This window comes from Erythrobacter oryzae, assembly GCF_030271515.1.
Taxonomy (GTDB): domain Bacteria; phylum Pseudomonadota; class Alphaproteobacteria; order Sphingomonadales; family Sphingomonadaceae; genus Erythrobacter; species Erythrobacter oryzae.
This window is the reverse complement of record NZ_JASCXI010000002.1, coordinates 291,154-306,313: the sequence shown is the minus strand read 5'-3', so window position 1 is coordinate 306,313 and position 15,160 is coordinate 291,154. Positions and strand designations below refer to the sequence as shown.

At 68.7% G+C, this 15,160-nt stretch carries 12 protein-coding genes; 6 read left to right on the top strand and 6 right to left on the bottom strand.

Annotated features, from left to right (window positions below):
- Nucleotide 1: 1 nt before the first annotated feature.
- The 5 genes from PFX90_RS06205 to PFX90_RS06185 form a co-directional block, all read right to left on the bottom strand.
- Nucleotides 2–616: a 6-phosphogluconolactonase gene (locus PFX90_RS06205; RefSeq protein ID WP_285711510.1), complete on the bottom strand. Its 615-nt coding sequence runs from the start codon at nt 614–616 to the stop codon at nt 2–4.
- A gap of 60 nt (nt 617–676) precedes the next feature.
- Nucleotides 677–1,159: a Dps family protein gene (locus tag PFX90_RS06200; protein WP_285711509.1), complete on the bottom strand. Its 483-nt coding sequence runs from the start codon at nt 1,157–1,159 to the stop codon at nt 677–679.
- Between the two features lie 124 nt (nt 1,160–1,283).
- A complete protein-coding gene (locus PFX90_RS06195; RefSeq protein ID WP_285711508.1) occupies nt 1,284–1,838 on the bottom strand; it encodes a hypothetical protein in 555 nt (184 codons plus the stop codon).
- Nucleotides 1,839–1,861: 23 nt separating this feature from the next.
- The gene (locus PFX90_RS06190; protein WP_285711507.1) at nt 1,862–3,229 is read right to left on the bottom strand and encodes an alkaline phosphatase PhoX; all 1,368 of its coding nucleotides are present in this window, start codon (nt 3,227–3,229) and stop codon (nt 1,862–1,864) included.
- A gap of 10 nt (nt 3,230–3,239) precedes the next feature.
- Nucleotides 3,240–4,271 (bottom strand): phytase, encoded by a 1,032-nt coding sequence (locus tag PFX90_RS06185; RefSeq protein ID WP_285711506.1) that lies wholly within the window; start codon nt 4,269–4,271, stop codon nt 3,240–3,242.
- A gap of 147 nt (nt 4,272–4,418) precedes the next feature.
- On the opposite strand from PFX90_RS06185, the gene PFX90_RS06180 reads away from it, so the two are divergent.
- From PFX90_RS06180 to PFX90_RS06155, 6 genes are all read left to right on the top strand, one after another.
- Nucleotides 4,419–5,213, top strand: a complete 795-nt coding sequence (locus tag PFX90_RS06180; RefSeq protein ID WP_285711505.1) for an SDR family oxidoreductase — start codon at nt 4,419–4,421, stop codon at nt 5,211–5,213.
- Nucleotides 5,214–5,246: 33 nt separating this feature from the next.
- Nucleotides 5,247–6,317, top strand: a complete 1,071-nt coding sequence (locus tag PFX90_RS06175) for an NAD(P)-dependent alcohol dehydrogenase (protein WP_285711504.1) — start codon at nt 5,247–5,249, stop codon at nt 6,315–6,317.
- Between the two features lie 254 nt (nt 6,318–6,571).
- A complete protein-coding gene (locus PFX90_RS06170; RefSeq protein ID WP_285711503.1) occupies nt 6,572–7,519 on the top strand; it encodes a TorF family putative porin in 948 nt (315 codons plus the stop codon).
- A gap of 160 nt (nt 7,520–7,679) precedes the next feature.
- On the top strand, nt 7,680–8,768 hold the full coding sequence (locus PFX90_RS06165; RefSeq protein WP_285711502.1) for a hypothetical protein: 1,089 nt from the start codon (nt 7,680–7,682) through the stop codon (nt 8,766–8,768).
- 81 nt (nt 8,769–8,849) lie between these two features.
- On the top strand, nt 8,850–11,129 hold the full coding sequence (locus PFX90_RS06160) for a penicillin acylase family protein (protein WP_285711501.1): 2,280 nt from the start codon (nt 8,850–8,852) through the stop codon (nt 11,127–11,129).
- Between the two features lie 131 nt (nt 11,130–11,260).
- Nucleotides 11,261–14,296 (top strand): TonB-dependent receptor, encoded by a 3,036-nt coding sequence (locus PFX90_RS06155; protein ID WP_285711500.1) that lies wholly within the window; start codon nt 11,261–11,263, stop codon nt 14,294–14,296.
- On the opposite strand, the gene PFX90_RS06150 is transcribed toward PFX90_RS06155, so the two are convergent.
- Nucleotides 14,293–15,093 carry a 2-keto-4-pentenoate hydratase gene (locus PFX90_RS06150; protein WP_285711499.1) on the bottom strand — a complete coding sequence of 267 codons (801 nt, stop codon included), beginning with the start codon at nt 15,091–15,093 and terminating at the stop codon, nt 14,293–14,295. The two genes, PFX90_RS06155 and PFX90_RS06150, sit on opposite strands and share 4 nt — an antisense overlap.
- Nucleotides 15,094–15,160 lie beyond the last annotated feature (67 nt).

Below are 15,160 nucleotides of genomic sequence, written 5' to 3'. Positions count from 1 at the left end.
CTCAGGCGAAGACCGTGACGGGAATGCCTCGCGCGCGCGCCGCGCCGAGCAGGCGGGCGACGGGCAGATCGTTCGCGCCGCTAGCTGCCGCCTCGAACACCGCGCGCTTGTCCGCCGCGCCGCCCAATGTGAACAGGATCGCATCGGTCGCCAGCAGCGCCGGGATCGTCAGCGTGATCCGGTCGAAGGGCGCGTGGGGGGGCAGCGGATCGGGGGTGAGGCGGCGCACGACCTGCGCGTCGTCAACCTGCGGATCGGTGTTGGGGAAGAGCGAGGCGATGTGCCCGTCGGGCCCCATGCCGAGCCAGGTCAGCGCGAAATGCGGCGGCGCGGCGTCTTCGGCGAGCGGCACGATCCGCGCGCCTGCAGGCTCGAGCAGCGCGCGCAGCTTGCCCGTGTTCGAGGCCTCGTGCTCCTCGGGGACGATGCGGTCGTCGTTGGGCCACACCGCCCAGCCCGGCCAGTCGATGGCGCCGAGGTCGGTCAGCGCATCCATGATCGGGAAGGGGGTCGAGCCGCCCGGCACGGTGATCGCGCCGGTCCCGGTGAGCTTGCCGACCAGCCAGCCGGCCACCGCAAAGCGGTTCGCATTCTCGAAAATCGTGATGTCAGCCATGGCCGCGACCATAGCAAAAGGGCCGCTCCCGACAATGGGAGCGGCCCTTTCGTGAACGTCTTAATCGACGGTGGGAACCTGCTCGTCGAGGAACGAGCTGAGCATCCACACGCGCTCTTCGGCCTCGTCGGTCCAGTCGTCGAGCAGCCCGTCGGTGGCGTTGTCGCCGGCCTCTTCGGCGAGGTCCTTGAGCTTCTTCAGGCGCTCGATCACCAGCACGTTGTCGTCGCGCAGTTCGGCGATCATATCCTCGGCCTTGAGGCTGGTGCTGTCCTGATCCTTGATCTGCGTGTGCCGCGAGATCGAACCCGCCGAGGTCAGCGTGGTGCCGTTCTGCTTGCGAACGCGCTCGCCGATCACGTCGGTCTGCGCCTGGATCTGGGCCGCCTGCTCGTCGAACAGCAGGTGCAGGTCGCGGAAATGGCGGCCGACGACGTGCCAGTGGAAGTTCTTGGTCTTCATGTAGAGCGCGAAGTGATCGGCGAGCAGTCCGTTGAGCTCGTCGATCAGAGCGGCTTTGGAATTGTCCTTGTTGTTGGCCATGTGGGCTCTCCTTGGGTCGAGGGTGTGCGCGACCATGTCGCGCTGCGCGTCTCGTTCACCTACATGGGTGGGGAATCTGGATTAGCCCGCGCAGTTTTTCGGCGACAATGATCGCCCGGGCCGATCAGTAGCGGGCGCTGATCCCGATGAAGAGCGCCGCGATGCCGAGGCATACGGCCAGCATCAGGCGGATCATCCGCAGCGGCCAGCGCGCGAGCGTTTCGGCCCCCGCCGCCCAGCCGAGCGCGACCGTCGCCGCCCCGCCGATCGCCCCGCCGAGGCCTGCGGTCACCGGCCACACCGTCCACGCCGCGAGCGCGAAGACCGCGAAGCGCGCCCCGTCGCCCAGCTGGCGGGCGAGCAGCACGATGCCCAAGGCCGGGAGCGAGCGGGTCGGCTCGGCAGGGGGCTTGAGGCGCACCGGCAGCGCCAGCTCGCCCGCGGCGATGGCGAGCGCGAAGGCGACCAGCATCTGCGCGGCGCGGCGCGGCAGGAGCGCGGCGAACTCGGCCCCGATGAAGGCCATCACGCCCGCGCTGATACTGGCGCAGGCCATCGCGAGGGCGAGGAGCGGCGCGCTCTGCCCGAGCCTTCCGGCCCACTGCGCCACCATCAACTGGTCACGCCCGCCGGTCGCAAGCATGGCGACCAGCAGCATGGCGAGAAGAAAGCCGTCCACCGCTCAGCCCCCCGCTGCGCCTGTCAGGCGATCCACGGCCCCGTGATCGCCAGCGTCGCGGTCGGGTCATAGGCGTTGACGAACAGCACCTTGCCGTCGGGCGAGAAGCACGCGCCCGCCAGCTCGGTCTGCGCGTGGAGCCTGGCGAGGTTGTAGGCGCGGCCATCGGGGGTGATGCCGCGGATGTGGTTGTCGACCACGGCGGTATACTGGTCCTCGCACACGATCAGGTGGCCAGAAGGGGCGACGGTAAGGTTGTCGCCGAAGTTGAACTGGTCGGTGCTCTCGCTTTCGAAGAACAGCTCGACCATGTCGGGCTTGCCCGCGCCGCCGATGGTGAGCTTGAGGATCTGCCCGAGCTCGGCCGCGCCGCCGCTGGTGCAGCAGGCGAAGACTTCCGATTGCCCGCGCTTGACGCCCATGTGCAGCCCCTCGCCTCGCGCCACCAGCGCCGCGCCCTTCGCGGCGGCGCGCTGGCGCAGGTCGTCCTTGGGGGCCTCCACGTCATCGAGATCGACCCAGCTGACGCGGAACGGCTTGCCCACCGGCATGGTGGCGGTCTTCCAGTTGCGGGTGTCGGTCAGCCCCTCGACTACCATCGCCTGCAAGCGGCCGCCCTCGGCCAGCTTGCCGGGGGTCTTGGGCAGGAAACGGTAGAGCACCCCGTCGTCGCGGTCCTCGGTCAGGTAGACGATGCCGGTCGCCGGATCGACCGCCGCGGCCTCGTGGTTGAAGCGGCCCATCGCCTTCAATGGCACCGGATCGACGAGGCCCTTCGCCGAAGCGGGCACCTCGAACACCCAGCCGTGGTTCTGCTCGAGCCCCTCGCCATAAAGCTGCCCCGGTCCGGTGGGCGCTTCCTCGCAGGTCAGCCAGCTGCCCCATGGGGTGACGCCGCCCGAGCAATTGCGGATCGTGCCGCCGAGGCTGCGGAACTGGCGCTTGACCGCGAGGGTCTTGGCATCGAGCACGAGGGTGGTGGTGCCGCCGGGGACGAACACGCCCTCGCGCTTGCCATAGCCCTTGGCGATCGGCCCACCCGCATTGTGGCGCGGTTGCAGCTCGTGGTTGCGGACGAGCGCGATCTCGCCGTTTCCGAGGTCGAAGCACCCCATCCCGTCGGCACGGTCAGGCACGGTGCCGCCGTCGTCCATCGCATCGCCGAGGCGCGAGATCACGCGGTAGGAGAAGCCTTGCGGCAGATCGAGGAACCCCGCCGGATCGGGCTGCAAGGCGCCATATCCGGCAAAGCCCCCGCTGCTCGCCACCTTGGGCGCGCTCCCCCCGCCCCCGCCCCGCACCGAGCAGCCGCTCGCGACAAGCGCGGCAAAGGCGGTGGCGGTGGCGCCGAGGAAGCGGCGGCGGTCTTGCGTCAGGATCGGCTGAGTCATGCCAGCGGGGTTACTTGCCCTCGCCCAGTGCAGCAAGAATTTCGTCCCAGCGGGCGAATTTGAAGTTCTGCGCAGATGGCGCGTTCTGCCCGTCCTGCGCGATGAACAGCCCGCCGGGGAAGTCCGCGCCGAAGGCGCCGTTGTCGAGCTCGATCCCGTCGGTCTCCTCGGTGCTGCCGAAAGCCCCTTGGGCGATGCGGAAGCGGCCCACCGGGGTCACGCCCGGCAGGCGGAACACGGCATAGGCATTGTCGCCCTGCGAGGAGGCGACGAGATAGCCGCCATCCTTGCCTTCCGGCGCGATCGCGAGGCCCTCGACATCGGCGACCAGCATCTTGTTGTCGACGGGCGCGACCATGCGCTTGGCCCCGGTGGCGATGTCGATCGCCCAGATCCCGGCGTCCTCCTCGCCGATGTAGAGCGTGTTCGTGCGAAGATCGGCGACGCAGCCCTCGGTTTGCGTCGGGACGATGGCGACGGTGCGCACCGATCCGACTGGAACGCCGAGGCCGAAAGTGTTCTCGTAGATCAAGCCGCCCTTGGTCGCGGTGTAGACCTTGACTTGCCCGTCAGCAGCGAGCGCGCCGAAGCAGATCCCGTAGGCCTCGCCGGGCCCGACCGGCTGGCGTCCAAGAAAGCGCAGCGTCCCTGTGGCGGTGTCGAGCAGCGAGAGGTGTATGGACGCGGTGGCAAGGTCGCTGCGGTCGCTCGCGGCCACCAGCACCCGGCCATCGGGCAGCTCAATCAGGTCGACATTGTTCAGGCCCGGCGCGGGCAGAAAGCTCTTCTGCGCGCCCTTGAGATCATAGACATAGAGCCCGCCCTTCTTGTCGGTGCCCACGACAAGGCTCGCCGCCGGGTTCGCCGGGTTGAGCCAGATCGCCGGATCATCCGCCGCATCCTCGCGCGCGGTGCCCACCGGCGGGGTCTCGGCGGTGGCGGTGACGGTGACGGCGGGGTCGCCCATGATCGGCGGCACGGTGGCACACGCCCCCGCAATGCCGAGCGACAGGAGCGCAAAGCCGTGGAACGGTCGGATCATGGTGGAAGGCCCCTCGGTGCAATGTCCGGAGGGGGTAGTCCGGTTTCGTGACAGAAAGGCGACGGGCGGTGTGTGCATTTGAACAGCTAGCGCTGCCAGCGCGAAGCGCCTAGCCAGAGGCAAAACACATCAAGGGAGAGAGATGCAATGAAACTCGAGGCGGGCATGGCCGTGGTCGTCACCGGAGGCGCGAGCGGGCTCGGCAAGGCGAGCGCGCAGGCCTTCGCGGATGCGGGCCTGAAGGTCGCGATCTTCGACATTAACGACGAGGCGGGCGAGGCTCATGCGGCCGCGATCGGCGGCACCTTCCACCATGTCGACATCATGGACGAGGCCAGCGTGGAAGCAGGCTTCGCCGCCGCGCGCGCCGCGCACGGGCAGGAGCGCGTGACGCTCCACTGCGCGATGGCCTCGCGGCGCGGCAAGACGCTGGGGTGGGACAAGGAAAGCGGCCAATACAAGCGCCTCTCCACCGAAGACTACGCCTTCGGGGCCGAGGGCATTCTGGTCGCCAGCTACCGCGTTGCGAGCATCTCGGCGCTGGGAATGGCGAACGCCGATCCGGTCAATGACGACGGCGAACGCGGCTGCATCATTCTCACCGCGAGCGTCGCCGCGCAGGACGGGCAGATCGGGCAGGTGATCTATGGCAGCTGCAAGGCCGGGGTGAACGGCCTCGTCCTGCCGATGGCGCGCGATCTGATGGACCTCGGCATCCGTGTGAACTCGGTCATGCCGGGGATCTTCGCGACGCCGCTGATGCTCGGCATGAAGGACCGCAATCCGCCGATGTGGGCGCAGTTGAACGCGTCCGTCCCCTTCCCCAAGCGCCTCGGCGAACCCGAGGAATTCGCCTCGCTGGTGCTGGAGATCGCCCGCAACAGCTACATCAACGGCCACCAGTTCCGCCTCGATGGCGCGATCCGGATGCCGCCGAAGTAAGTCACTTCCCTGCCACTTGCGAGGAGAGAGCGCATGGCAACTGCCCCCAACGAATACCCCACCAAGGCCTATGGCGCGACCGCGCCCGACAGCGGGGTCGGCCCGATGCAGATCACCCGCCGGGGTTTGCGCCACGACGACGTGCTGATCGAGATCAGCCATTGCGGCATCTGCCATTCGGACCTACACTCGGCGAGGAACGACTGGGGCTTCACCACCTATCCGATCGTGCCCGGCCACGAGATCGTCGGCATCGTCACCGCGGTCGGCGAGAGCGTCACCCGCCACAAGGTCGGCGACCGCGTCGCGATCGGCTGCATGGTCGATTCCTGCCTCGAATGCGCCCATTGCGAGGCCGACCTCGAGCAATATTGCCTCGATGGCGGCAACACCGGCACCTACAACGGCAAGGACCGGCGCGACGGCTCGCTGACCTTCGGCGGCTATTCGGAGCGGATCGTGTGCCGCGAGGAGTTCGTGCTGAAAGTGCCCGACGGCATGCCGATGGCCGAGGCCGCTCCGCTCTTGTGCGCGGGGATCACCTCCTACTCGCCGCTTCGCACCTGGAAGGTCGGCCCCGGCAGCAAGGTCGCGGTCGCGGGGCTCGGGGGCCTCGGGCACATGGGGGTGAAGCTCGCCGCGGCGATGGGGGCCGAGGTGACCGTGCTCAGCCGCTCGGAAAGCAAGCGCGCCGATGCCGAGAAGCTGGGTGCGCACGCCTTCCTCAACACCGAGGACAAGGCCGCGATGAAGGCCAAGCGCGGCTATTTCGACATGGTGCTCAACACCATCCCCGTGCGCCACGATGTCGTGCCCTATCTCCACCTCCTGCGGATCGACGGGGTGCAGGTGCTGGTCGGGCTGATCGGGCCGATGCCGGAGATCCACACCGGCGTGCTGCTGGGCCGCAAGGTGCTGACCGGCAGCGGCATCGGCGGCCTCGCCGAGACGCAGGAGATGCTCGATTTCTGCGCCGCGAAGGGCATCCTCCCCGATATCGAGGTGATCCGGATGCAGGACATCGCAACCGCCTACGAGCGGATGGAGGCAAGCGACATCAAGTATCGCTTCGTGATCGACATGGAGAGCCTGCGGGCAGGCTGAGGCGGCCCCGCGGGGGCGGTGGTCGCTTGACGTATCGACCACCGCCGATCCGCGCCGCTAGGACATGGCCGCAAACTGTTGCACGAAAGTCACGCAACAACCTAATACGAAAGGCCTTCGCCACATAACCTTTGTGCGCAGGTGCAGCATAGGGGAATATGACGGCGACGTGACGGGAACCCGATTCTTCGGATAAAAACGTCCTGCACGGCGCGCAGGTGGAACGATCCAAACCTCTCTATGGAGCGTTCCTTATGTCCATTCGTTTCGCATCGGCCGCCTCGGCTGTCGCACTCGCCGCTTGCTTTGCCACTCCCGCCTTCGCTGGCGAGGCTGCTGCGGCAACCACCGGCGCGGCCGCTGACACCGAAACCGAAATCACCGTCGCCGACACCGCAGCCCTGACCCCCGCGATCGCCCCGATCGCGACCGCGGATGCCATGGGCCAGGAAGAAGACTCCTCCCCGATCACCATCTCGGGCGCGGCGACCCTCACCTCCGACTACCGCTTCCGCGGCGTCTCGCAGTCGGACGAGGGCATGGCCGTGCAGGGCGGCATCACCATCAGCCACGAAAGCGGCTTCTATGTCGGCGCCTGGGGCTCGAACCTCGCGGGCTGGGGCACCTTCGGCGGCGCCAACATGGAGCTCGACCTCATCGCCGGCTTCAAGCTGCCGGTGGGCGAAGGCACGCTCGATGCGGGCCTGACCTGGTACATGTACCCGAGCGGCGCGAGCAACACCGACTTCGCCGAACTCTACGCCAAGCTCTCGGGCACTGTCGGCCCCATTGGCCTCACCGCCACGGTCGCCTATGCGCCCTCGCAGGAGGCGCTCGGCAACTGGGATCCGGTCGGCCCGACGGTCGATCCGGGCGACAAGGAAGACAACCTCTACCTCGCGGGCGACGCGACCTATGCGGTCGAAGGCGCGCCGATCACGCTCAAGGCCCACATCGGCTATTCGGACGGCAACCCCGGCCTCGGCCCCAACGGCACCAGCGTTGCCCCGACCGGCACCTATTTCGACTGGTCGCTGGGCGCGGACGTCGTGCCGATCTCGGGCCTGACGCTCTCGGTCGCCTATGTCGATACCGACATCTCGGAAGCCGAAGCCAACCTGATCCGCCCGAACTTCGCGACGCTCGACGGCGACTCGATCTCGGACGCGACCGTGGTGTTCTCGATCACCGCCTCGTTCTGATCGCAGGCTGACTGCCACAGGAGGGCGCCCCGCCGGATGCGGCGGGGCGCCCTTTCTTTCACATTCTTGCGCCGAATTTCCCGCACGCCGCCCCGGCAATTGACTACAAATGTAGTCGGCGATTACGCCTGTAGTCATATTGACCAGGGAGACGTCATTCATGGGGAAACGCGCAATTCCGGTGCTTGCTGCGGCATGGGTTCTGACCGGCGGGATGATGCCGGCAGCGGGGGGCGACGGGCCGCTCTGCGACCGGGCGGCTAGCCTTGTGCCGGGCCTCGTCTGCGTCGAAAGCGCGCGCGGGCTGGCCATGGCGGGCTCGCGCGAGCGGGCGGAACATCTGCTCGGCCTTGCCGAGGCGGGCGCAGACCGGTTCGTGACGCACTTCGGCAGCGAGCCGCTGCGCTACGCCGTGGTCGAGGGGCGCGACACGATCACCCCGCGCGAGACCATCGAGGCCTTGCGCAAGTCCGGCTTCCCGGTGGTTCTCCCCTGGCTCTCGGAAAAGGTGTTCCGCGAGCAGACCGAATTGTCGCTGCGCCGCGCGATCGAGGCGCAGATGGCAGGCCAGCCGCAGGAGCAGATCGACGCTGCGGTGGCGACGGCGCTGGCACGGCAGACCGACCCGGCGCGGCGGCAGCGGATCGAGCTTGCGGCGGTCTCGCACGAGCTCGGCCACGACTGGTTCCGGATCGGCTACTGGCCGGACGCCCCGCTCGGCGAGGACAAGCACTATGGCGGCCCGAGCCCGGACTGGCTCGACGAGATGGCGGCGGTGCTGATGGAGGCCCCGTCCAGTTTCGAGGACCGGGTCACCCAGTTCCGCCAGCGCTTCGACACCTACCGCGCCGATCCTGCCAAGGCCGACGCCAATACCCGCCTGCTGGTCGACCTCCCGAACTTCCTCACCGAAGTCCACCCCGCCTCGGCACAGGTGCGGCTGCTCAACGAACAGCGCACGGCCGAGGAAAAGCAGAGCGCCGTGCGCCTCATCACCGGCGAGGAAGCGCGCAAGATTGCCGAAGGGGGTGCCCGCTTCTACCTCCAGTCGGCCGTGGTCTCGCAATATCTGGTCGCGCGGACCGGCGACCCGAAGGTCTTCGGCCGGATCGCGCAGGCCTTCGTGCGCGGCGAGACGATCGAGCAGTGGCTCGCCAATGACGAGCCCAAGGGCACCCTGCCGCGCGACATGGCGGCGATGCAGGCGGACTGGCTGGTCTGGCTCGAGAGCCGCTTCCCGAGAGGCTGACCGGCGCACTCTTTCCTTTTGCGTGAGCGCCCGATAGGTCTCTTCCCGAAACCTGCTGGAACGGGTCACGGGAGAGGGATGATGATGAGGCGGATTGCGGTTCTTGCAGCGAGCGCGGCGGCGCTGGTGCTGGCTCCGGCAAGCGAGGCGCTGGCCAAGCCGCGTTATGCCGCGACCATCACCCGCACGACCTACGGCATCCCCCATATCGAAGCGCGCGATTGGCGCGGCGTCGGCTACGGGGTCGCCTATGCCTATGCCGAGGACAACTTGTGCCTCCTGGCCGAGGAATTCGCCACGGTGGCGGGCGAGCGCTCGCGCTTCTGGGGGCCCGAGGCCAAGGCGGTGCTCGGCTTCGAGGAAGTCGATAACCTCTCGTCCGACGTCTTCTTCCGCGCGGTGATCGACCTGCCGGCGCTGAGGAAGGGCGCCGAGACCACCCTCACCCCGCGCGCCCGCGATCTGATGGCGGGCTATGTCGCGGGCTACAACCGCTTCCTCAAGGACGCCGGGCCGGGCGGCATCCCCGCCGAATGCCGCGGCAAGGGCTGGGTGCGCCCGATCACCACCGACGACATGCTGCGCCTCAATGAAAAGCAGATGCTGCTGGCGAGCTCATTGAACCTCGCCCCCGCGATCGCCAATGCCGCCCCTCCCGGCACGCCCGCGCCCAAGGTCGCCATCACCATGCCCGATCCCAAGGAACTCGGCATCGGCAGCAATGGCTGGGCATTCGGGAGCGACGTCACCGCCGACGGGCGCGGGATGCTGATCGGCAATCCGCACTTTCCGTGGAAGGGCCCGAGCCGCTTCTGGCAGATGCACGTCAAGGGCCCCGGCGGCTACGAGGTGATGGGCGTCGGCCTCGCCGGCACCCCGATGCCGACGCTCGGCTTCAACAAGGACGTCGCCTGGACCCACACCGTAACCGAGGCGCGGCACTTCACGCTGTATCAGCTCGCGCTCGATCCGGCTGACCCCACCCGCTACATGGTCGACGGGAAGAGCGAGGCGATGACGAGCCAGACCGTCACCGTGCCGATGCCCGACGGAAAGCCCGCCGTCTCGCGCACGCTTTATTCCACCCGCTGGGGCCCGGTTTTCGTCGTGCCCGGTCGCGGGATCACGTGGAGCGCCACGAGCGCCTTCGCCTTGAAGGACGCCAATCGCGGCAACCAGCGCGGGGTCGAGACCTGGCTGCGGATCGGCGAGGCGAAGACCGTGGGCGAGGTGCAGGCGGCGGTCAGCGAGACGCTCGGCATCCCCTGGGTCAACACCATCGCCGCCGACCGCTTCGGCAATGCGCTCCATGCCGATGTGACCGCGGTGCCCAATGTCTCGGCCGAGAAGGCCAAGACCTGCGCGACGCCGATCTCGGGGCTGTTCGCCGAACTCGCGATCCTGATGGACGGCAGCAAGTCCGCCTGCGACTGGGACGTCGCCCCCGGCACCCCCGTCCCCGGCCTGATGCCCGCCAGCGATCAGGCGGCGACGACGGTCAAGACCTGGCTCACCAATTCGAACGATTCCTACTGGGTCAGCAACCCGGCGATGCCCTATCGCCAGCTCTCGCCGGTGCTCGGCAAGTATGCGACGGCGCGGAGCCTTCGGACCCGTTCGAACTTCACCGAAACCGCCGCGCTGGTGGCGGGCGGCAAGATCGACCATGCGCGGGCCGAGGCCCATGCCTTCGCCAACAAGAGCCTCGCGGCCCAGATGCTGCTGCCCGAACTCGCGACTTTGTGCGCGGGGGCGGAAGGCGCTGCGGCGCGCGGCTGCGCAGTGCTCGCGAAGTGGGACGGGCGGTTCGAGACCACCAGCCGCGGCGCGCGCCTGTTCCGCGCCTTCTGGCCCGCCGCCGCGCAGATCAAGGGGCTGTGGGCCGTGCCCTTCGACCCCGCCGATCCGGTGGGCACCCCGCGCGATATCGTCACCGAGGGCGAGACCGGGGCGAAACTCCTCGCCGCGCTTGGCGCAGCGGTGACCGCGGCCGAGGAACAGGGCATCGCGCTCGATGCGCCCTGGGGCGAGGAGCAGGTGGCGATGGCCGGGAACGAGGCGATCCCGATCCACGGCGGCCCCGGCGGGCTCGGCATCCTCAACATGCAGGAATCCGAGCGCGCCCCGAGCGGCAAGCTGATCCCGCGCCACGGGACGAGCTACATCCAGATCGTCGGTTTCGACGAGACGGGCCCGGTGGCGGACGCGATCCTGAGCTACAGCCAGTCCACCAACCCCGCCAGCCCCCATGCCTATGACCAGACGCGGGCCTATGCGGAAAAGCGCTGGCACCGCCTGCCCTTCTCGAAGAAGGCGATCGCGGCGGCGGCGATCGGGAAGCCCAAGCGCATCGCGGAGTAGCCGCCCGCAATATCGCGATAGCGTCGGGGGCGCGGCGCTGTAACCTCGGGCCTGCCAGGAACGAATACCGGCAGGCCCAAGGGCACAACACCGTGCCGTGCGCCGAGGGATCGAACGGGGGATAGACAGGAATGACCGGTTTGCTTCGCACCAGCGCGGCGGGCGCTGCCCTGATGGCAGCCAGCATGATCTGCGCCCCGGCCGCTCATGCCCAGCAGGCGGGGATCGAGGTCACCGTGGTCGATGCCGAGGGCGCTCCGGTCGCGGGCGCCGAGGTGCTGGTCGAGAACCCCGCCATCGGCCTCGCCCGCACGCTGGTGACCGACGCGCGCGGGGCGGTGCGGCTGGACGGGGTGACGACCGCGGGGGCTTACCGGGTCTCGGTTCCCGCCGCCCCCGGCTTCGCACCGCTTGCAGCGCAGGCGATCGAACTGCGCTCGAACTTCACCCGCAGCGTGATCCTCCAGTTGCAGCCTGCCGACGACGCGGGGATCGTCGTGACCGCCGCACGCGCGATCACCGGGCTCAACACCGCCAACGCCGAAATCTCCGCCTCATTGGCGCGCGAGCAGCTGGTGGCGCTCCCCATCGAGGGCCGCGACGTGCTGGGCGCGCTCATCCGCCTGCCCAATGTCGTCCCCTCGACCGGGTTCTTCCCCGAAGCGCCCTCGATCTCGATCAACGGCTCCAACGGGCTCGATACCAACTATCTGATCGACGGGCTCGACAATAACGAGAACTTCCTCGGCGGGATCAAATTCCCCGTGCCGCTGGGCTTCACCCGCGAGGTGACCGTGCTCGCGAACTCCTACTCCGCCGCCTACGGGCGCACGGCGAACGGCATAGTCAATTATACCACCCCCTCGGGCAGCAACGATTTTACGGGGGAGGCCTATGCACTGGTTCGCCCCGGCAGGCCGCTCGACGCCCGGTCCCCCTTCCCGCGTCGCGACCTGTCGGGCAACCCCGTCGGCGAAAGCTTCGAGCGCTATCAGGCGGGCTTTGCCGCAGGCGGCGCGCTTAAGCGCGACACGACCTTCTTCTATGCCAATTACGAATATACCCGCGACCGCAACACGCAGGTGGTGGACGCACCGCAGTTGGGGATCGTCGACACGGTCACCGGCAACAACGAATTCCACCTGGCCTCGCTGCGGCTCGACCACCGGCTGACCGAGGACTGGACGCTGGGTCTGCGCGGCAATCTGGGCCGCGTCACCATAGACCGGCCGGGCGGCGCGCTGGGTGGGGGCAACGCGACCTTCCCCTCGGCCGGATCGAAGCAGGACCGCTTCTCGACCCTGATCGCCGCGACCGCAAGCTATGCCGGGGACGCGTGGAGCTATGACGGCGCGGTCCAATACAGCCGCTTCCGCTGGGACTATGGCGAGGCGGCGGGCGCGCCGGGGCCGCAGGTGGTGGTGCGCGGGCCTTCGGGGCTGACGGCGGCGGTGGTCGGCAATCCCGGCTATGTCTTCGATAGTCTGGAGGAGACCTGGCAGACCACCCACCGCCTCACCCGCGATCTCGGCGCGCACCGGGTGAGCGCCGGGGTGGACGTGATCGCCTCGGACTTCGCGCTGCTGGGCGGGGGGAACCCGAACGGGAATTACACGGTCGACCTGACGAGCGCGCAATTGGCGAGCCTGTCCTCGCGCGGCCTGGCGCTCAGCGCGCAGGACGTGCTGGCGCTGAACCCCGCCGTGGCCAACTACGCGGTCGAACTGCGCCCGCAGAGCTTCGGCACCGCGCAGACGCTGGTGGCGCTGTATCTCGAGGACGCATGGGAGCTTTCGCCCAACCTCACCGCCACGCTGGGGGTGCGGTGGGACTACGACACGCTGACCGAGCGGGGCGCGGGGAACGGCGACACCGACAACATCGCCCCGCGCTTCGCTCTCAACTGGCAGCCCGACGCGCGCTCTTCGGTGCGCTTCGGGGCGGGGATCTTCACGGGCAAGCTGAGCTACGCCGTGATCTCCGACGCGCTCCAGCGGAACACCACATCGGCGGGTTTCCTCTCGCAGCTGGCGCAGTTGCAGGCGCGCGGGAGCATTCCGGCGGGCGTCGATCTGCGCGACATCACCTTCGACGGCAATCTTACGGTGACGCCCCCGTGTGCGACCGTCTCCGCCTGCCCGACCCCGGCGCAGGTGCAGGCGCTGCGCAGCACCGCGACGCTCGGCGAGGGGCGTATTCTCAGTCCGACCGGCTACGACAATCCGTGGAGCGTGCAGGTGAGCGGCGGCTACCAATATGCCGCGACCAGCACCCTCACCCTCTCGGTCGACGCGCTCTACAGCCGCTCGCGCAATCTGGTGCGGCTGCGCGACCTCAACACGCCCGCGCCCTTCACGCCCAACCTCGCAAACCTCACGCCCGCCAACATCGCGACTCTGCGTGCCCTGCCCGACAACGCCGCGCGCTTCGCCCTTGCCCAGAGCCTCGGGCTGGTGCGCAGCCAAGCGGCCGCCGACGCCTCGCGCCCGATCGCGCTGTTCCCCGGCGGCGCCCGGCAGATCACGGTCTCGGAAACCGAGGGCGAGGCCGAATATCTCGCGCTGATCCTGCAAGCGATCAAGCTGCGGGGCGAGGACGACTACGCCTTCCGCCTCAGCTACACCCTCTCGCGCCTCCGCAACGACACCGACGACATCAACTTCCGCGCCGCGAACAGCAACGACTTCGCCGCCGAGTGGGGCCCTTCCGCCAACGACCGGCGGCACGTGATCTCGGCGGTCGGCTATCTCTACCCGCTCGACGGACTGACCCTGACGGCGGCGGGCCTGTTCCAGTCGGGCCAGCCGGTCAACCTCGTCCCCGATGCGCGCATCTTCGGCACGCAGGATCTGAACGGCGACGGCGCCAGCTTCGGCGAGAACTACCTCGGCAATTCGGACCGCTACCCGGGCGAGCGGCGCAACAGCGCGCGCCTGCCGTGGTCGGCGACGGTCGATCTGGGGGTGCGCTATGCGCTGCCCGTCATGGGCGGCAAGCTCGAGGCGAGCGCGGACGTGTTCAATGTCTTCAACGCCAACAACCAGAGCGGCTTTGCCAATGCGGCGACGACCTCGAACCAGATCCAGTTCGGCGGCGGGGCGGATTTCGTGCAGAGAAACGCGGGCGCGCCGCGGCAATTCCAGTTCGGCCTTGCCTACAAGTTCTAGCCGATCGTCGCCTCGACCGAGCCCAGCGCGCCGAACCCGGCGACGACCGAGCTTCCGGGGGCGACCACATGCACCCCGGTGATCGCACCGCTCGACACCCACCAGCCGGGCTGGATCGCAATGCCTCGACCGGCAAGGTTGGCGAGGAGGAAGGCGACCGCGCCAAACGGCCCGTCGAGCATGGTCGCGGTGGTGGCGCGGCCGACTTCGGCGCCGTCGATCGCGAGGGTCGCCTGAACCGCATCGAGCGTGTCCCACATCTCGCGCGGGACGACCTGCCCCAGCAGCAGGCCGGCATTGTTGCCGTGGTCGGAAATCGTCACGCAGGGCCCGTCGGCATTGATCCGCGCATAGGGCGAGGAGGCGATCTCGATGCCGATGCGCACCTCGGCGACCCATGCCATCGCCTCGGCAGGCGTCGTCGGCAGAGGGCCCTCCTTAGGCGCAAGGCGGAGCATGAATTCGGCCTCGGCGGCGGCAAAACCGCCGCGGAACACCGGGAAGGGCCTCGCGGGATCGGCGGGCAGGATCGCGTCGGTGAAGGCGGGGCCGACCAGCCGGTCCGCGCCCAGCTCGGCGTCGCGCGGCGGGTTGATGCGGCCGACCTTCCACCCGCCGACAGCGCGCTCCCAGATGGCAAGCGCCGCGTCCTGGATCGCATAGGCGCTCGCCAGATCATGCGGCGGCGTGCCCGGATAGTGCCCGATCGCCGCCCCGCTCATCCGCGCAGCCACGAAGGCCGAGGCGATCTCGCGGGCCTCGCAAATCACGGTTTCGGTATTGTCCTCTCGCTCCACGACGCGGAGCCTTGGCGAAAAAGGAAACCGGTGTCAAAAGCTTTCTTGTGCGCAGCAAGCCCGCCCG